The 16,561-nt window shown below is 75.5% G+C and carries 16 protein-coding genes; 6 read left to right on the top strand and 10 right to left on the bottom strand.

Going from position 1 to position 16,561, the window contains the following annotated elements; translation table 11 throughout:
• Positions 1-16: 16 nt before the first annotated feature.
• The 3 genes from AC6JBM_RS28775 to AC6JBM_RS28785 all read right to left on the bottom strand — a co-directional run bounded on the left by AC6JBM_RS28775 (position 17) and on the right by AC6JBM_RS28785 (position 2,242).
• A complete protein-coding gene (locus AC6JBM_RS28775) occupies positions 17-1,012 on the bottom strand; it encodes a hypothetical protein (RefSeq protein WP_497977170.1) in 996 nt (331 codons plus the stop codon).
• Positions 1,009-1,518, bottom strand: a complete 510-nt coding sequence (locus tag AC6JBM_RS28780; protein ID WP_497977171.1) for a SigE family RNA polymerase sigma factor — start codon at positions 1,516-1,518, stop codon at positions 1,009-1,011. Before AC6JBM_RS28780 ends, AC6JBM_RS28775 begins: the two co-directional genes overlap by 4 nt.
• Before the next feature lie 97 nt (positions 1,519-1,615).
• A complete protein-coding gene (locus tag AC6JBM_RS28785) occupies positions 1,616-2,242 on the bottom strand; it encodes an FMN-dependent NADH-azoreductase (protein WP_497977172.1) in 627 nt (208 codons plus the stop codon).
• Positions 2,243-2,338: 96 nt separating this feature from the next.
• Between AC6JBM_RS28785 and AC6JBM_RS28790 the strand changes: the two genes are divergently transcribed.
• Together AC6JBM_RS28790 and AC6JBM_RS28795 are read left to right on the top strand one after the other, a co-directional pair.
• Positions 2,339-2,800, top strand: a complete 462-nt coding sequence (locus AC6JBM_RS28790) for a MarR family winged helix-turn-helix transcriptional regulator (RefSeq protein WP_497977173.1) — start codon at positions 2,339-2,341, stop codon at positions 2,798-2,800.
• A 42-nt stretch (positions 2,801-2,842) separates the two neighbouring features.
• Positions 2,843-3,319 carry a hypothetical protein gene (locus AC6JBM_RS28795; protein WP_497977174.1) on the top strand — a complete coding sequence of 159 codons (477 nt, stop codon included), beginning with the start codon at positions 2,843-2,845 and terminating at the stop codon, positions 3,317-3,319.
• On the opposite strand, the gene AC6JBM_RS28800 is transcribed toward AC6JBM_RS28795, so the two are convergent.
• The 3 genes from AC6JBM_RS28800 to AC6JBM_RS28810 all read right to left on the bottom strand — a co-directional run bounded on the left by AC6JBM_RS28800 (position 3,292) and on the right by AC6JBM_RS28810 (position 9,482).
• The gene (locus AC6JBM_RS28800) at positions 3,292-6,087 is read right to left on the bottom strand and encodes a hypothetical protein (protein WP_497977175.1); all 2,796 of its coding nucleotides are present in this window, start codon (positions 6,085-6,087) and stop codon (positions 3,292-3,294) included. The genes AC6JBM_RS28795 and AC6JBM_RS28800 overlap by 28 nt on opposite strands.
• The gene (locus AC6JBM_RS28805; RefSeq protein ID WP_497977176.1) at positions 6,084-7,826 is read right to left on the bottom strand and encodes a hypothetical protein; all 1,743 of its coding nucleotides are present in this window, start codon (positions 7,824-7,826) and stop codon (positions 6,084-6,086) included. Before AC6JBM_RS28805 ends, AC6JBM_RS28800 begins: the two co-directional genes overlap by 4 nt.
• A 1,068-nt stretch (positions 7,827-8,894) precedes the next feature.
• The gene (locus AC6JBM_RS28810; RefSeq protein WP_497977177.1) at positions 8,895-9,482 is read right to left on the bottom strand and encodes a class I SAM-dependent methyltransferase; all 588 of its coding nucleotides are present in this window, start codon (positions 9,480-9,482) and stop codon (positions 8,895-8,897) included.
• A gap of 80 nt (positions 9,483-9,562) precedes the next feature.
• Between AC6JBM_RS28810 and AC6JBM_RS28815 the strand changes: the two genes are divergently transcribed.
• A complete protein-coding gene (locus AC6JBM_RS28815) occupies positions 9,563-10,045 on the top strand; it encodes a chemotaxis protein CheX (RefSeq protein WP_497977178.1) in 483 nt (160 codons plus the stop codon).
• A 43-nt stretch (positions 10,046-10,088) separates the two neighbouring features.
• Positions 10,089-10,592, top strand: coding sequence for a GAF domain-containing protein (locus AC6JBM_RS28820; RefSeq protein WP_497977179.1), 504 nt, complete (start codon positions 10,089-10,091; stop codon positions 10,590-10,592).
• Here AC6JBM_RS28820 and AC6JBM_RS28825 read toward each other — a convergent pair.
• The gene (locus tag AC6JBM_RS28825) at positions 10,589-11,155 is read right to left on the bottom strand and encodes a CBS domain-containing protein (protein ID WP_497977180.1); all 567 of its coding nucleotides are present in this window, start codon (positions 11,153-11,155) and stop codon (positions 10,589-10,591) included. The genes AC6JBM_RS28820 and AC6JBM_RS28825 overlap by 4 nt on opposite strands.
• A gap of 273 nt (positions 11,156-11,428) precedes the next feature.
• On the opposite strand from AC6JBM_RS28825, the gene AC6JBM_RS28830 reads away from it, so the two are divergent.
• Positions 11,429-12,475 (top strand): 3-deoxy-7-phosphoheptulonate synthase, encoded by a 1,047-nt coding sequence (locus AC6JBM_RS28830; RefSeq protein WP_497977181.1) that lies wholly within the window; start codon positions 11,429-11,431, stop codon positions 12,473-12,475.
• A gap of 4 nt (positions 12,476-12,479) precedes the next feature.
• Here the strand turns inward: AC6JBM_RS28830 and AC6JBM_RS28835 are convergent, their stop codons facing one another.
• Positions 12,480-13,799 (bottom strand): ATP-dependent 6-phosphofructokinase, encoded by a 1,320-nt coding sequence (locus tag AC6JBM_RS28835; protein ID WP_497977182.1) that lies wholly within the window; start codon positions 13,797-13,799, stop codon positions 12,480-12,482.
• A 79-nt stretch (positions 13,800-13,878) separates the two neighbouring features.
• Here AC6JBM_RS28835 and AC6JBM_RS28840 point away from each other — a divergent pair, with 79 nt between their 5' ends.
• On the top strand, positions 13,879-14,433 hold the full coding sequence (locus AC6JBM_RS28840) for a hypothetical protein (protein WP_497977183.1): 555 nt from the start codon (positions 13,879-13,881) through the stop codon (positions 14,431-14,433).
• On the opposite strand, the gene AC6JBM_RS28845 is transcribed toward AC6JBM_RS28840, so the two are convergent.
• Entirely contained in the window at positions 14,357-14,617 is a 261-nt protein-coding gene (locus AC6JBM_RS28845; RefSeq protein WP_497977184.1) for a DUF3303 domain-containing protein, read from the bottom strand. The genes AC6JBM_RS28840 and AC6JBM_RS28845 overlap by 77 nt on opposite strands.
• Positions 14,618-14,686: 69 nt before the next feature.
• Positions 14,687-16,540 (bottom strand): ricin-type beta-trefoil lectin domain protein, encoded by a 1,854-nt coding sequence (locus tag AC6JBM_RS28850; RefSeq protein WP_497977185.1) that lies wholly within the window; start codon positions 16,538-16,540, stop codon positions 14,687-14,689.
• Between the last annotated feature and the right edge of the window lie 21 nt (positions 16,541-16,561).

A 16,561-nucleotide genomic window follows, 5' to 3' on the forward strand; every position in this document is an offset into this window, starting at 1 on the left:
TACGCGCGATACCGTATCAGCCACGCACCTCGATGGCTTCGGCGGCGGCCAGGAACCCCTCGCGTGTCATCGGCGGGGCACCGCCCTGGCGGTAGCGGACCATGAGCGCGAGGTCGTTGTCGGGGAGTCGCTGGTCGACCTCCAGGGCGTAGGGGTCCTTGTAGAAGTCGGCGGGGCGCGCGTGCAGCGACGCGAACCGCGCGTCCTGGCGGGCCGGGAGCGCGGGGGCGAGGGCCGCGGTCAGGATGCCCCGGTCCTCGGCGGAGGCGTCGGCGGTCACGGTCGCCGACCAGCGGTCCGCGTCCATGAGGCTCTGGGTGTACCGGATGACAGGCTCCTCCCCCGGCGTCCACCCGAGGATCAGCCGCTTGTCCAGCCACAGCGAATGATCCGCGACGGACGCGGCGAGCTGCAGCACCTGGGTCCGGCTCAGGCCGGTCCGCACGGCCTCGAACGAGACCACGCCGCCGAGCCGGGCCGGCCAGGTCACCGTCGCGGAGTCCGGCAGGCCGTCCACGAGCACGCCGCGCACCGCGCCGACGCCGACCGGCTCCCCCTCGGGCAGGCCGCCGGCGCGCACGGTCAGCGTCAGGTGCGGCAGGCCTCCCGCGTCCGACGCGAGCGGGTCGAGCGGTGTCTCGGTGTAGATCCGCGAGGCCGTCACCCAGGTGGGGCCCTCCTCGATGGTGCGCAGCCGCTCGCGGTAGCCGCCGGGCGGGTGCTCGAGCTCGTAGGGCATGGCCACCCACGGCTCGGACCGCGTCGGCGACGGTCGGGCCGAGGGCGGTCCGGCCGGGAGGTTTCGTTCGGGTGTACCGACCGGCAGCCGGACGACGGCCACGACGGCCAGGATCGCGGCGACGGCGGCGAGCGCGAACCCGGCGCGCCGGCGGCGGGCCCGGCGCCGGCGCAGGGCGGGCAGGGCGGCCAGGATGCGGTCGAGGTCGGGCGTGGTGGCCGCGGCGCGCTCCTGCTGGGCCCGGCGCACGAGGGTCTCGATCGGGTCGGTCATCGCGGCTCTCCGTTTCCCGCCGGCAGCATGGCGCCCGGCAGCGAGGCGCGCAGGGTGGTGAGCGCCCGCAGCAGGTGCGTGCGCACGGTGCTCTCCCGGCAGCCCAGCTCGTCGGCGATCTCCTCGACGGGCAGGTCGGCGTAGAAGCGCAGGGCGATGACGGCGCGCTGCCGGGGCGGCAGCGCGCCGATCAGGCGCATGACGGCGTCCCGGTCGTCGTAGCGGCCGGTCGGGTCGCCCTGCGGCGCGAGCAGGCTCTCGAGCGCCTCCCCGGCGTGGACCGTGCGGGAGGCCCGGCGGCGCCGCCACGAGAGGAACTCGTTGACGAGCATCCGCTGGACGTAGCGCTCCGGCGCGTCCAGCCGCCGGATGCGCTCCCAGCGCGCCTGGGCCCGGACCAGGACGTTCTGCACGATGTCCTCGGCCAGGTCGGCGTCCCAGGTGACGACCGACGCGTAGCGCACCAGCGCCCCGAGCCGGGCCGTCACGAACTCCTCGAACGTCACGGCACATCAACGCATCGGCGCGGGCGGAACGGCTACACGGCTCACGAACTTTTTCTCACCCCGCCGCGGGACCGCCGCCGGCGGGGTCCGGGCCGCTTCAGAAGGTCCCGGCGGCCTCGACGGCATCCGCCCGGGCGCGGGCGCGGCGGGCGTCGACGTCCGCGGCGGCCAGGTTGGGGCGGAACTCGACCGCCGTGATGTCGGTGATGCCGGCCCAGCGCAGCCAGCCCTCGAGGAACGGGGCCTGGTGGTCCGCGCCGAACGCCGGGCCGCGCCCGTCGCCGTAGACCGCGCTGGTGTAGATGACGGCGGCCTTGCGCCCGGTGACGAGGCCCGAGTAGCCGAGCTCGCCGTCGAAGCCGAAGACCATCCCGGGCTGGCTGACCACGTCGATGAACTGCTTCAGGATGTACGGAACGCCGGCGTTCCACATCGGAACCGAGAACAGGTACCGGTCGGCGGCCGCGAACCGCTCGAACGCGGCCCGGGCCCGGCGCCACGCCTCGGCACCCGGGCCGGCGGGCTCCCGGCCCGCGAACACGTCCATCTTCGCGGCCGCGGCGGCGGGGCCGAACTCGGGCAGGGTGCCGTCCCACAGGTCCCACTCGCCGACCTCGTCGCCGGGGTGCAGCCGGCGGTACGCCTCCAGGAAGGTGCCCGCCAGGGCGAGCGACTCCGACCGCTCGCCCCGCGGAGAGGCCGAGATGTGCAGCAGCTTGGACATGACATCCTCCTCATTCATGTGCGTGCGCACGCACTTGTCGATGCGCCGACGGTAGCCAAAGTGCGTGCGCGCGCACAAGACTGCTACGGTGTGACCATGGACTCCACGGCGGCCTGGGCCGCGCTGCTGCGCGTGCACGCGGCGCTGACGCCCGTGCTCGACCAGGAGCTGCAGGCCGCCCACGCGCTGCCGCTGACGTGGTACGACGTGCTGCTCGAGCTCGACGCCGCCCCCGGCCGCCGGCTCACCATGTCCGCCCTCGGCGCCGCCGCGGTGGTCAGCCGCAGCCGGGTGAGCCGCGTCGTCGACGAGCTCGTGCGCGCGGGCCTGGTCGAGCGCGTCGCCAACCCGGACGACAAGCGCTCGGCCTTCGCCAAGCTCACCCCGGCCGGGCGGGCACGCCTGAAGGCCGCCGCGCCCACCTACCTGGCCGGCATCGAGCGCCACTTCACCGGCCGGATGACCCGCGCCGAGGCCCAGTCCGTCGCCGCCGCGCTGGGCAAGGTGCTGCGCGCGCACGACGCATCGATCGTCGTGCCGCTCGGCCGGTCCCGCTGACCGGTTCGTGCCGGGGCCGCCCGCACGGTAGGGTCACGCCTCGTGATGCGCGTGCTGCCGCCCCTGCTCGTCATCGGCGGCCCGGCGGGGGCGGGCAAGAGCAGCATCGCCGGCGCCGTGGCCGAGCTGGTCGACGCCCCGGTGGTGGGCCTGGCCGACAGCGCCGGGCCGGACCAGCACAGCGTGGACCTGCCGTCGCTGCAGCAGCGCCTCGACGAGCACGAGGAGGCCCCGCTCGTCGTGGTCGAGGGGGTGTACGCGCTGGCCCTGCCCCCGATCCGCTGGGCCGCGCGCTGGACCGTCTACGTGGACACGCCCCTGGACCTGAGCCTGGCCCGCCGCGCGCTGAGCCAGGACGACCCGCGCCCGGTGCTGCGCGCCTACCTCGGCGGCGGCCGCGAGGCCCACGCGCGCACCGTGGCGCCCGGCCGCCAGCTCGCCGACCTGGTGGTCGACGGCTCCGAGCACCTGCCCGACATCGCGGCCCGCATTCACGCCTTCATCCGCCGCCGCGCCTGACCCGCGGTGGTGAGGACCGCGACGACGGCCAGCACCACCAGCGCCGCCGCCAGCGCCGAGGCGGGCGGGCCCAGCGGTGGCCACCCGCGCAGTTGCGGCGGGGCGCCCGCGGCCCAGGCCGCCGCCGTCGCCGGCACCGCGACCACCCCCGCGAACACGACCAGCAGCACGGCCGCGAGCAGCTCGACGGCGCGGGCGCAGCGGCCGGAGAGCCCCTGGGCCCGCAGCGCCCGCAGGTCGCCCGACGAGCCCTCGACCGTCCCGCTCAGCAGCGCCGCCGCCGCGAGCACCACCGCCAGCACGCCCGCCACGAGGTAGAAGCGCAAGCCCAGGGCCGCGCCCTCCCCCGCCAGGGCGGCCCGCGCGCCGGCGATCGTGCGCCGCTCGTCCACCGTCACGCCCGCGGCCGCGATCGCGTCGGTCACCGACGGGGGCGCATCCGCCGCGAGCCAGACCTCCGCGCCCGTCGCGGTGCTGTCCGCGCTGAGCCGGTCCGCGTACTCGAGGTCGACCAGCAACCCGCTCGTGCCCAGCCGCGGCAGGCGCGGGACGGTCGCGGCCACCTCGGCCGTCAGCGGGCGCTGGCGGTCGAAGACGGTCAGCTCGCCGTCGGGCGGGAGCGGGCCCGTCGAGACCACCGGGAGCGTGGCCGGGCCGTCGTCCGGGCGCAGGACGCCGGTGGCCGCGCCCGGGCCGGGCGGGACCTTCAGCAGCAGGTCGGCACCCTGGGCCGTGGCCGTGCCGCCGGGCGGGGGCCGCCAGGCCGTCGACGGCGGGTCGTGCCAGGTCAGCTCCAGCGCCGCGCCCGCGTACGGGGCCAGGCGGAACGCCACCTGCAGCAGGACGCACCCGCCGGAGCAGGCGGCCGCGGCCGTGTACGTGTGGCGGCCGGGCAGGACGGCGCCGAACTCGATCGTCGCGTTCGGGCGGCCGTCGAGCGGGGCGAGCACCGCCGAGAACGCGTCGTCGGTGCGGTCCAGGTGGGTGACGTCGAGGTCGAGGCTCAGCGACGTCCCCCGCACCACCGTGCGCTCCCGCAGGCCGGCCGGCTGGAGCCGCGCCGCGTAGCCGGGGCCGAAGCCCACGAACGGCGACGTGACGGCCAGGCCGCCCGGGAAGGGGACGACCGCCATGGCGTAACGCCCGTCCGGGTCGGCGGCGCGCACGGCGTCGAGCAGCGCCCGGCGGCTCGGGGCGCCGACGGACAGTACCGTTGCCGCCCCCAGCTCCCGCTCGGCCTGCTCGGCGCGGCGCCGCTCGGCGGTGGTGGTGGCCGCGGCCGCGAACGCCAGCGAGGACAGGGCGACCACGAGCACGGCGAGCAGGCGCGCCGACGACGGGCGGCGGGCCAGCCACAGCCCGGCCAGCGCGCCCGTGAGCCGCCCGCGGCGCAGGGCCGCGCGGCCCAGGCGGGCCGCGAGGGCGGGCGCGGCGACGGCGGCCAGCAGCGCGGCGGCCAGCAGGACCAGAGCGGGCGCGAGGGCGGCCACGCCGCCGCTGGAGCCGCGGACCTGCACCGTCGCGGCGGCCGCGGCCACGGCGGCGAACGCGGCCAGCCGGGCGCCCCACCGTCCACTTCGGACATCGACGCGGCGCAGCAGGGCGGTGACCGGGCCGGAGACGGTACGGATGCCGGCCACCAGCCCCGCCAGCAGCGCCCCGAGCACGGCCACGGCCGCGTAGAGCAACGCCCCCGGGGTGCTCCAGCCACCGATCGCGGTGAAGCCGGCCAGCGCGCCGAGCAGCATCGGCACCAGCGTCTCGCCCGTCGCCAGCCACCAGCGGCCGGGGCGGGACACGCCGCGCAGGGCGATGACCCCGTGCTCGAAGCGGCGGGCCCGGGTCGCGGCGGCCACCGCGAGGATGATGACCGCCCACGCGAGCACCAGCACCGGCGCGACGGCGAACGGCACCGTGCGGCGCACCTCGGCCCGGCGCTCGTCGATGCGGTCCAGCAGGCCGCCGAGGTCGGTGGTGAGCCGCGCGCCGCTGTTGGCGCGCCGCTGCGACGCCGCCACCCACTCGCGCAGCTCGCCGAGGTGGGCCACGCTGATCGCGCCCGGCGCCGGGTACGCGTCGAACGTCTGCAGGTCGGCCGGGCGCACGAAGGTGGCCAGGGTGCGCCGGTCGACCGCGAACGCCGGGCCGCCCGCGTCGGTCAGGGCGCCGCCGCTGCCCCAGTAGGGGTCGGTGCCGTCGGCCGCGCGCACGATGCCGACGACGGTGACCGGCGTGGCCGGGCCGGCCGCGAGGTAGCGGTTCTGGGTGGAGTCGAACATCGAGCCGGTCAGCGCGATCGCGTCGCCCGGGCGCAGGTGCAGCCGATCGGCCGCCCGCACGCCGAGGACCGCGTCGCCGGTGCCCATCAGGCACCGTCCGGCGACGACGACCACGTGGTCGCAGAGGCCTTCGCGGTACACCACCCGCGAGAGCTGCTCCGGGTCGGCCACCGGGACCTCGGCCGGCTGCGCGGCGAACTGGGAGGAGAAGACCGACGCGTAGCCGGGCGCGTCGAGCCAGCCGGAGCCGAGCCGCTCGAACGTGTTCGGCATCGTGCCGTCGTTGCCGGACTCCACGGTGCCGCTGACGAGGATGTTGCGCTCCCGGACGGAGGCCTGCGCGACCGCGGCGTCGACGATGCGCCGGTCGGTGCGCTCGACGTAGACGGGCGCGGCCACGGCCGCGACCGTCGCCAGCGCGGTCAGCAGCGCGACGGTCAGGGCCCGGCCGGGGCGGGACCGCAGCATCCCGAGCACGAGGGCGGTCATCGGCGGCCCGCCCGCAGAAGCGCGACGGCGCCGAAGACCACCAGCGCGGCCAGGCCGGCGAGCAGCAGCGCCAGGGGCTGGATCGCGGGCGGCGGCACCGGCCACGAGTCCGTGAAGGCCCGCACGGGCGGGGGAGCCAGGGCCCGCAGCAGTACCGCCGACACGACGCCCACCACCACCGCCAGGAGCACGGGGGTCAGCGCGGCGCGCCGCTCGACCCGCGCCAGCAACCCGTGCGGCACGCCCTGCCGGCGCAGGGCCGCCGTCTCCGCGTCCCGATCGCGGCGGTCGACGGCGGCGACCACGAACGCGGCCACCGCGGCGAGCAGCAGCACGATCCCGGCCCCGGCCACGTCGCCGAGCGCGGCCACGGCCGGGGCGAGCCGGTCGGCCCGGTCCGTGGCCGCGGCGACGCTGTCGCTGCCGGTGATGTCGAGGCCGGCCGCGCGCAGGCGCCCGATGACGGCGTCGCCGGCCCCCGGGGCCAGCCACACCTCGGGGCGCTCGGCGGACGGGACGGTGCCGACGGCCACGGCCGCGATCCGCGCCGCGTACTCGAGGTCGACGACGATGCCGGAGCCGCCGCCGCGCGGGACGAGGGCGGCCGGGCTGGGCGCCAGCGGTACCGAGGCCCCGAAGACGCTCGCCGCGGGCTGGTCGTGGCGGTCGTTGTCCGCGGCGCCCCCGGCGGCCAGGGCGGGCAGCGGGACCGGGGCGTCGATGACGTACAGCCGGCTGTCCACCGGCCGCCGGGTGCGCGCCTGCGCGTCGCCGATGCGCAGCACCCCGCCGGTCTGCACGATCTGGATGCCGGCGCTCGCCTGGGCCACGGTGGTGCGCCAGCGGGCCGGGTCGGCGAAGACGTCCCCGGCGATGACGGTCGCGCCGCCCGCGCTGAGCTCGCGCAGCTCGACGGGGGCCTTGAGCGCGCCGTCGGCCTCGACCGCCTCGACGCGGCAGCCGCGGTCGCAGGCCGGGACGACGGCGGTGAGGGGCCCGGCCCCCGGCGTCAGCGGCCCGAACTCGGCCACCGCCTGCTCGCCGGTGCCCTCGGCGGCCAGCAGGAACCGCACCCGGTTCCCGTCGCCGCTCGCGCGCAGGGCCAGGTCGGTGCCGGTGAACCGCAGCGGCGCGGGGGCACTCGGGTGCAGCGCGGCGCCGTCGACCCCGGCGACCGCCCGCAGGCGCGCGGCGTCGACGGCGACGACCGGCGAGGCGGCGGAGGCGCCGGTGACGACCACGGCCATCGCCTCGCGCCCGCCCGGGTCGGCGGAGCGGACGGCGGCGAGCAGGCGCTCCCGGGCGACCGGCGCGACGCGCAGGACCCGGTCGGCGCCCATCTCCACCCGCGCCCGCTCGGCCCGGGCGGAGTCGCCGCCCTGCCAGTCCTGGGCGGCCAGCGCGAGCACGCAGGTGGCGGCCGCGAGCAGGGGAATGATGCGGAAGGCGGTGCGCCGGCGCCCCAGCGTCAGCCCCGCCAGCGCCCCGCTCAGCCGGCCCGCGGCCAGGGCCTGGCGCCCGTAGAGGCCGGCGGCGGCCAGCAGCAGCCGGGTCCCGAGCACCCCGAGCCCGGCCGCGACCAGGAGCGGGGCGACCTGCGCCAGCCCGAAGCCGGTGTCGCGGCGCACGTCGGCGGCGGGCGCGGCGACGAGCTGGAAGAGGGCCGCGGCGGCCAGGCCGAGCGCGCAGACCTCGGCGGTGGCGGCCGCGAGGGGGCGGCGCGGGCGCACGTCGCGCATGAGCTCGGTGACCCCGCCGCGGGTGGCGCTCCAGTCGGCGGCGGCGACGATGACGGCCCCCGGCCGCGAACAGCCGCGGCGACCAGATCGAGCCGAGCGCGAGCGGCACCAGGCTCTGCCCGGCGGTCGCGGCCCGGATGCGCCAGCGGGGCAGGCCGCGCACGGCCAGCCGGGCGGCGTCGCCGCGGCGCTCCTGGGCGGCGTAGGCGGCCGCCACCGCGACGGCCAGCCCGCCGAAGAGCAGGATCTGCGCCTCGGCGAGGCCGATCCCGCGGCGCACCGAGCGGCGGTCGGCGGCCACGGCGTCGGCGAGCGCGGCCGCGCCGGAGGTGACCTCGAGGCGGGCCGCCCGCAGCCGGTCGAGCACCGTGCGCAGCTCGGCGGCGTCGTCGAACGCCTCCGGCTCCAGCACCGCGTCGTAGGTCGCGGTGACGGTCGCCCCGGCCGCGGCGACCGTCGGGGCGGTGGTGTAGGCGGCCACCCCGTCCTGGCCGGCCCAGAACCAGCCCGCCGGGTCCGCCGGGGCGAAGATGCCGACGACCTCCAGCGGCACGGGCGTCGCGGTCAGCCCGGTCTCGTGCACGAGCTTCGCGCCGACCCCGGCGCCGAGCAGCCGGGCCAGTTCCTCCGGGAGCACCACCTCGCCGTCGGCGTTCACGCACCGGCCCTGCTTGAGCGTCAGGTTCGCGCACAGCCGCTCGGCGGAGCGCAGCTCGGCGCTCTGCCGCCGGGCGCCGGCCGGGCCGACGAGGTCGCCGGCGAGGCGCAGGCCGCCGGCGCGCTCGTCCACGGGCACGTGGACGAGGTTGCCCATCCGCCGCAGCACGTCCTCGGGCCGGTCGCCGGGGGCCACGGTGCCGCGCACGTGCAGGGTGCGCTCGGCGACGGTGGCGGCCGCGACCCGCGCCCGCGCGGCGTCCTGCCCGGCGGTCCCGGCGGCGCGGGCGGCGGCCCCGGCCGCGACCACGGTCATCGCCGCGAGCGCCAGCATCACCAGTGCCTGCACCCGCCGAGCCCGCAGCGCCCCGAACACCAGCCCCAGCATCGCTCAGACCCTAGTACACCTCTTCAGCTCAGAACGGCCACGAGAAACTCCGACTCCGGCGTGAACGGGCGGAGATCCCAGGTCGACAGCAGCGCGTCCCGGGACAGCCCCGTGGCGGCCGCGTCGGCGAGGAAGTCCTCGAAGGCGTAGCCGCGCCCGGCGCCGAAGCCGACCACCACCCGCCCGCCCTCGCGCAGGTGCGCCTTGAACCGGCGCAGGATCTCCACCCGGGTCGAGGGCGCGACGAAGGCGATGACGTTGCCGGCGCAGACGACGGCGTCGAAGCCCGGCGCCGGCAGGTCGAGCTCGGCGAGGTCGCCGACCAGCCACGACGGGCCGGGGTGGTCCCGCTCGGCCACGGCCACCAGCTCGGGGTCGAAGTCGACGCCGACGACCTCGTGGCCGGCCGCGTGCAGGAACGCGCCGACCCGCCCGGTGCCGCTGCCGGCGTCGAGGATCCGGGCCCCGCGGGGCACCATGGCGTCGATGAGCCGCGCCTCCCCGGCCAGGTCCTCTCCCCTGGCGGCCAGGTCCCGGAAGCGCTGGACATACCACCCGGTGTGCCCGGGCTCCTCGGCCTTGCGCCGCAACCAGGCGTTCTCCTCGGCCACGCGGGCATCCTCTCGTCGGTGGTCGTTCGTGAAAGTTCCATTCTGCTCAACCGGGCCGCCGGGGCGCCGATGGGGCACTCGTGCGGTCCGAACTCGACGGCGGGGTCGTCAGCGCCGATGCCTTGCAGGGCATCGTGTGGCAGGTGTGGACCGCCTACCTCGGCGCGAGCCCGCCGGCCGAGCCGCTGCCCGCCGCCGCCTTCGCCGAGCCGTTCGACGTCACCGCGGGCGTGTCGATCGCGGGCGCCTGGCACGGGCACGTGATCCTGCGCTCCCGGGTGGACGGGGCCGCCGCCATGGCCGCCGCGATGCTGGAGATGCCGACCGGCAGCGTCCGGCTCGAGGACATCGTCGACGCCGCCGGGGAGCTGATGAACATCATCGCCGGGAACGTGAAGAGCCTGCTGCCGCAGCCGTCGATCGTCGCCCTGCCGCAGGTCGTGCTGGGCGAGGCGGACGTGGTGTGGCCGGGCAGCGTCGCCTCCTGCGAGCTGCGCACCGGCTTCGAGGAGTGGGCGGTGCAGCTGTCGGTGATGGAGATCGACGGCGGAGCGCGGCACTGAGCCGGCAGCCGGACACCACGAGCGAGACCATCCGGAGCGTCCAGTGACCGAAGACCTCAGCGACCTCGAGCGGCTGCGCGCGATCACGCGGTACGACCTCGACGACCCCGAGCTGCGTCACGCCCTCGGGGTCATCACGGCGGAGACGGCGCAGCGCCTGCACGGCTCCCTCACCGCCGTGAACATCCTGCTCGACCGGGCGGTGCTGACCATGGCCTCGCACGGCGCGGAGCACACCATGACCGCCGCGGTCGGCGGGGCCCCGGCCGAGTGGTCCTTCTGCAGCCGGGTGGTGACCGAGGGCCGGCCGCAGGTGATCGACGACGTGACCCTGGACACCCGAGGGGACGTCGACGGCGGCCCGCTCGCGGCGGCCGGCATCCGCTCCTACGCGGGGGTGCCGATCGCGACCGATGACGGGCACACCATCGGCACCCACTGCGCGCTGCACCCGCTGGGCGGGCAGTACGACGAGGGCACGATCGCGGTGCTGGAGGCGGCCGCCGGCCGGATCAGGCACGAGCTGGACCAGGTGCTCGTCGGCTAGGCCAGCAGGCTGACGACGTCGACCACGCCGTCGACCCGCTCGACCCGGCGGACGAAGGACGGGATCGCGGCCTCGCGCCCGACCTCGCCGAGCAGGGTCACGACGCCGTCGGCGACCTCGACCCGCACGCCCGTGCGCGGGCAGAGCCCGGCGACCTCGCGGCGGATCTCCTCGTCGCTGCGCAGGAAGACCTTGAGCAGATCGCGGCGGGTCACCATGCCGAGCAGCCGCCCGGTCGCGTCGACCACGGGGAGGCGCTTGAGCCCGGCCGCGTCCATGACCCGGGCGGCCCCGGGCAGCGCGGCGGTTCCGGAGACCGTGATCGCCGGGGCGGTCATGAGCTCGCCGGCCGCGGTCGCGTGCATCTTGGCGCCCGCGCGCTCGATCTTGGGCAGCAGATCGGCCGAGGACACCACGCCGATCACGCGGTCGGCGCCGTCGACGACCGGGACCGCGTTCACGCCGTGCGCCTCGAGCAGGTCCACGATCTCCTTGAACGGGGTGTCCTCCGTCACCGACACCGCCCCGAATGTCATGACATCCGCGACATTCCACCGACTCATGGCGGTCCTCCTTCGCATCTGCCCCGACCGTAGGCGAGGGCCGGACCGGGGCGGCAGGGCCGAAGGACCCGTCCGTGCGGTACAGTGGCCGCGTGATGCTGGGTTATCGCGCGTTTACCGTGGCTCCGGGTGGAGCCGGCGGCTGTTCGCGCTGACCTAGTTCACCCGGAGCCAGCAAGGGCAGAGACGTCGTCGTCTCTGCCCTTCGTCGTGTCAGACGGCGGGCGCTGGGTGTCACCGGGCCCGCCTCCCTTGGAAGGAACCGAGACGGGCATGGAAACCAGTAATCTCCGCGTGACCGGCTACCGCCCGCTGTTCTCGCCGCGGGAGCTCACCGCCGAGTTGCCGATGGACGACGAGCGGGCCGCGGTCGTGCAGCGCGGCCGCGACGCCGTGCACCGCATCGTGACCGGCGCCGACGACCGGCTCCTCGTGGTCGTCGGGCCCTGCTCGGTGCACGATCCCGTGGCGGCGGTGGACTACGCGCGGCGCCTGGCCGCCGCGGCCGAGCGCCTGTCCGCCGATCTCGCCGTGGTCATGCGGGTGTACTTCGAGAAGCCCCGCACCACCGTCGGCTGGAAGGGCCTCATCAACGACCCCGGGCTGGACGAGACCTTCGACGTGCCCCGCGGCCTGCGCCTGGCCCGGGAGCTCCTGCTCGACGTGCTCGGCCTCGGCCTGCCCGTCGGGTGCGAGTTCCTGGAGCCGACCAGCCCGCAGTACATCGCCGACGCCGTCTCGTGGGGCGCGATCGGCGCCCGGACGCCGGAGAGCCAGGTGCACCGCCAGCTCGCGTCGGGCCTGTCGATGCCGGTGGGCTTCAAGAACGGCACCGACGGCGACGTGCAGGTGGCGATCGACGGGTGCCGGACCGCCGCGAGCCGGCACGTGTTCTTCGGCGTGGACGAGGACGGGCGGGCCGCGGTCGTGTCCACCACCGGCAACCCCGACTGCCACATCATCCTGCGGGGCGCGCGGACCGGCCCGAACTACGGGCCGGGCGACGTCGCCGACGCGCTCGCCCGCCTGGAGAAGGCGCAGATGCCGCGCCGGCTCGTGGTGGACGCGAGCCACGGCAACAGCGGCAAGGACCACGTGCGGCAGGCGACGGTGACCCGGGAGGTCGCCGAGCAGGTGGCGGCCGGCCAGGACGGGATCGCCGGGGTGATGCTCGAGAGCTTCCTCGTCGCCGGGCGGCAGGACCTCGGGGGCGAGCTGACGTACGGCCAGAGCGTCACCGACGCGTGCATGTCCTGGGACACGACGGAGGCGCTGCTGGACGAGCTGGCCGCCGCCGTCCGCGCCCGCCGGGCCGGCTGAGCGCTCAGGCGAAGACCGGTGGCTGTCCGGTCGCCTCGAGCACGGACAGCCACAGGTCGCCGCCGGGGTCGACGAGGTTGCGCGAGCTGATGGCCAGGGCGATCGGCACGTGGACGAACCGGCCCCGCCAGCGGCCGACCACCATCTCGGTGCGCCCGGCCATCGCCGCGTGCACGGCGGCGTGGGCCAGGCGGATGCAGTACACGCTGTCGTACGGATCGGCCGGCACGCTGCGGATGGTGTAGCTCGGGTCGATGTACTTGAGGTTGGCCTCGACCCCGGCGGCGGCGAAGTGCTCGGCGATGCGCCCGCGCAGATAGCGCCCGAAGTCCTCCAGCCGCACGTTGCCCGAGGCGTCCTGCCCCTTCGCGGACAGGTACTCCTGCCCCGCCCCCTCGGCCACGACCACCATCGCGTGCCCGCGGTCCACGACGCGGCGGCGCAGGTGCTCGAGGAAGCCGCCCGGCCCGTCGAGCGCGAACGGCACCTCGGGGATGAGCACGTAGTCGGCGTCGTTGTTGGCCAGGGCCGCGTAGCAGGCGATGAACCCCGAGTGCCGGCCCATGAGCTGCACCAGCCCGATGCCGTTGGGGAACGCGGTCGCCTCGACGTGCGCGGCGCGGATCGCCTCCGTCGCCTTGCCGAACGCGGTCTGGAAGCCGAAGGAGCGCTCGATGTAGGGGATGTCGTTGTCGATGGTCTTGGGCACCCCGACGACGGCGATGCGCAGGCCCCGCTCCGCGACCGTCTCGGCGATGCGCAGCGCGCCGCGCATCGAGCCGTCGCCGCCGATCACGAACAGCACGTTGATGCTGAGCTGCTCCAGGCAGTCCACGATCTCGTCCGGGTCCTGGTTGCCGCGCGACGTGCCGAGGATGGTGCCGCCGTACTCGTTGATGCCCGCGACCACGTCGGGGCTCAGATCCACGACCGGTTTGCCGTAGCGCGCGGTCATCCCCTGGTACCCGTTGCGGAAGCCCACGATCCGGCGCACCCCGTAGTGGTTGGTGAGCTCCAGCACCAGCGCCCGGATGACGTCGTTGAGCCCCGGGCACAGGCCGCCGCAGGTGACGATGCCGACCCGCGTCTTGGACGGGTCGAAGTAGATCTTCGAGCGCGGGCCGCCGGGCTCGAAGCCGGGCAGCTCGGCCACCGGCACCCCGCGGGCGGCGACGAGCGCGACGGTGTCGTCCAGCAGCACCCGGTCCGCCTCGTCCACGTAGTGCCGCGTGGTGCCCTGCCGGCGCAGCAGCGCCGAGAGCGGCGAGTCGATCCGGCCCTCGCCGAGCCGGGCGACCTCGAGCTGCGCGCGTTCGTCGACCATGCCCACCATGCTCCGCCCGGGGCGTTTCACCCGGGTTAATCGGTTGAGGCGATGGCCGTACGACCCCCAGGCTGAGGGGATGCGGGTCACGTTCATCCGGTTTCCCGACCATCAGCGGGCGCACGTGGTGGTGGCCCGCGACGACGGCGTCGTCTACCGGCTCGACTCGGGCCCGGCGAGCGCCGAGACGCCGCACGACCTCGTCCACTTCACGGTCGAGGACGCGCTGGGCATCGCCGACGGCATCTGGGGCGCCATCGCCGGCGGGGTCGTCTTCCGCAGCATGCACCACGAGTCGGGCCGCCGGCCGCCGCACGCCGCCGAGCGCTCGAAGGACCTGATCCGCGAGCACCGCGAGCCGCTGCAGCGGGCCGAGCTCATCGGCGGGCTGTGCGAGCGGGCCGCGCACGGCGGCCTCGCGGCGCGCGAGCCCTTCATGCCGCTCACCACCGAGCAGCTGGACACCGCCGTGGCCGCCCTGCGCCGGGCGGACGCGGCGTGGTCGAGGCTGCGGGTCGGCGAGGAGCTCGAGCTGCGGTGGCCGGCCTGGCGCCGGATCACAGCAGCGGCGACGCCTGCGAAGACGGAACGACCGGGACGATCTCGAAGTCGACGAGGTCGTTCCAGCGCGTGACCCACGCCATGAGCAGGGTCAGGTCGTCGCACTCCATGAGCTGGTAGCAGCGGCCGAAGTCGGCGGCGACCCAGCTGTCGACGTAGCGCAGCCCGTCGGGCAGCTGCCGGCCCTGGGCGCGGGCCCGCTCGTACACCGGCCGGGGCTGTCCGCCGCGGAAGGTCTCGATCACCATGAACAGCATGGTTGCGACCATAGCGACCGGGTCCCGGACGACCACCCCACCGGCGCCGTCCGGGACCCGGGCGTTTTTCTAGGCGGGCAGCGTCCAGCGCTGGTTCGCGCCCGCGAAACAGGTCCAGATCTGCAGCCGCGCGCCGTCGGCCGTCGAGTTGTCGGTGACGTCGAGGCACTTGCCCAGCGACCGCAGGGTCCCGTCCGCGTTCGCCGTCCAGCTCTGCGCGGCCGAGCCGTTGCAGTCGTACAGCTGGATCTTCGTCCCGTCCGCGGAGCTGGCCGAGGTCACGTCGAGGCACTTGCCCAGCGCGCGGATGGTGCCGTCGGTGCCGACCGTCCACTGCTGCGCGCCGGTGCCGTTGCAGGTGTAGAGCTGCACCGCCGTCCCGTTCGCGGAACTGGCCCCGGCGACGTCGACGCACTTGCCGCCGAGGCCGGTGATCTGCCCGGTCCGCGACGGCGTGGTCGTGGTCCCGGCCTTCCACGTGAACGTCGCCGAGGTCTTCGTCGGCAGGCTGTACGTGAAGTGCTGGCCGTTCCAGTTGACGGTCACCGCCTGGGTGCTGCCGGTGTTGTTGTACGCGATGAGCGCGCGGGTGCCGTCGGTGTTGAGGTACGCGATGTTCGGCACGCTCGCGTTCGCCGTGGAGTCCACGCGCCAGGCGCCGGGCTGCACGAACTTGGTCAGGTGGCCCATCGTGTAGTACTCGATGGTGTAGTCGACCTGGCCCGAGCGCGAGTCGCCATTGTGGACGGTGATCAGGCCGGTGCAGGTCCCGCAGCCGCCGTAGTGCGGGCCCATGTTCTGGTCCACGGCCAGGCTCCACTTGGTGAAGCTCTTGGACCAGTTCCGGCCGTAGTCGATCAGGTTGAGCATGTCCTCCTGCTGCTGGTTGGCGATCCAGGTGCCGCCGGAGTGCTCGGTGCTGTACGCGTCGACGTTCGGGTACTGGTTGTGCACCGACGTCTGCTTGGTGACGTCCCCGCCGTAGCCGTGCCAGGCGATGCCGCCGAAGAGGGAGTCGTTGCGGATCGCGGCGTCGTTGACGGACTGGGCCGCGTAGGAGTCGTACACGTCCCAGTTCCAGTCGTGCACGAGCACCTTCGTGGACAGGCCCGCCGCGTGGAAGGCCGGCAGCAGGTTCGAGCCGACGAAGTAGTCGAGGCCGTTGGCGTTCCAGCTCATCGACGGGTATCCGGCGCAGCAGGTGGGCTCGTTCTGCGGGGTCACGAAGTCGACCTTCACGCCCTGCGCCTGGTAGGCCTGCACGTACTTCACGAAGTACTGGGCGTAGGCCCCGTAGTACTGGGCCTGCAGCCAGCCGCCGTTGAGGCTGCCGCTGTCCTTCATCCAGCCCGGTGCCGTCCACGGGCTCGCCATCGTGGTCAGCTTCGGGTTGAGCTGCTGGGCCTGCTTGGTCAGCGGGAGCACGTCGGCGAGGTCGTGGGCGATGCTGAAGTTCGCCAGGCTCGGGTCGGTCTGGCCGGCGGGGCGGTCGTCGTAGGAGTACCCGGTCCGGGCCAGGTCCGAGGCGCCCATGGGGTTGCGCAGGAAGCTCAGGCCGATGCCGTTGACCGGGTCGAAGAGCTTCTGCATCACGGCGGCGCGGGTGCTCGCCGACAGGGCGCCGGAGCTGTTCATGAGCCAGGCCGCGGTGTCGGTGAACGAGGCCCCGCCGCCGGTGAAGGTCTGGTAGCGCGTGGCGTCGTTGACGGTGATGTTCTGCCCGCTGCCGCCGGTGCCGGCGCTGAACCCGACGGCGGCCTGCTGGGCCAGGCCCCGGGTGACGGTTCGGCCGCCGGCGTCGCTGGTCGTGGTGAGCCAGACGTTCACGGACTCGCCGGCCGCGAGCGCGTGCGGCGCGGCGATGAAACCAACCGCGCCAAGGGCGGCCGCCGCGAGCGCGGCGATCCCGTAGCGAAGTCTCATGTGGCCTCCTAGGCCAGGGTG

Source organism: Dactylosporangium thailandense (assembly GCF_059739745.1).

Coding starts and splice junctions, on each gene's coding strand:
- AC6JBM_RS28790 (WP_497977173.1), top strand. CDS start 2,339: ATGGACTCCACGGCGGCCTGGGCCGCGCTGCTGCGCGTGCACGCGGCG.
- AC6JBM_RS28845 (WP_497977184.1), bottom strand. CDS start 14,617: ATGCTGTTCATGGTGATCGAGACCTTCCGCGGCGGACAGCCCCGGCCG.
- AC6JBM_RS28800 (WP_497977175.1), bottom strand. CDS start 6,087: ATGACCGCCCTCGTGCTCGGGATGCTGCGGTCCCGCCCCGGCCGGGCC.
- AC6JBM_RS28825 (WP_497977180.1), bottom strand. CDS start 11,155: ATGAGTCGGTGGAATGTCGCGGATGTCATGACATTCGGGGCGGTGTCG.
- AC6JBM_RS28840 (WP_497977183.1), top strand. CDS start 13,879: ATGCGGGTCACGTTCATCCGGTTTCCCGACCATCAGCGGGCGCACGTG.
- AC6JBM_RS28775 (WP_497977170.1), bottom strand. CDS start 1,012: ATGACCGACCCGATCGAGACCCTCGTGCGCCGGGCCCAGCAGGAGCGC.
- AC6JBM_RS28835 (WP_497977182.1), bottom strand. CDS start 13,799: ATGGTCGACGAACGCGCGCAGCTCGAGGTCGCCCGGCTCGGCGAGGGC.
- AC6JBM_RS28785 (WP_497977172.1), bottom strand. CDS start 2,242: ATGTCCAAGCTGCTGCACATCTCGGCCTCTCCGCGGGGCGAGCGGTCG.
- AC6JBM_RS28830 (WP_497977181.1), top strand. CDS start 11,429: ATGGAAACCAGTAATCTCCGCGTGACCGGCTACCGCCCGCTGTTCTCG.
- AC6JBM_RS28850 (WP_497977185.1), bottom strand. CDS start 16,540: ATGAGACTTCGCTACGGGATCGCCGCGCTCGCGGCGGCCGCCCTTGGC.
- AC6JBM_RS28805 (WP_497977176.1), bottom strand. CDS start 7,826: ATGCGCGACGTGCGCCCGCGCCGCCCCCTCGCGGCCGCCACCGCCGAG.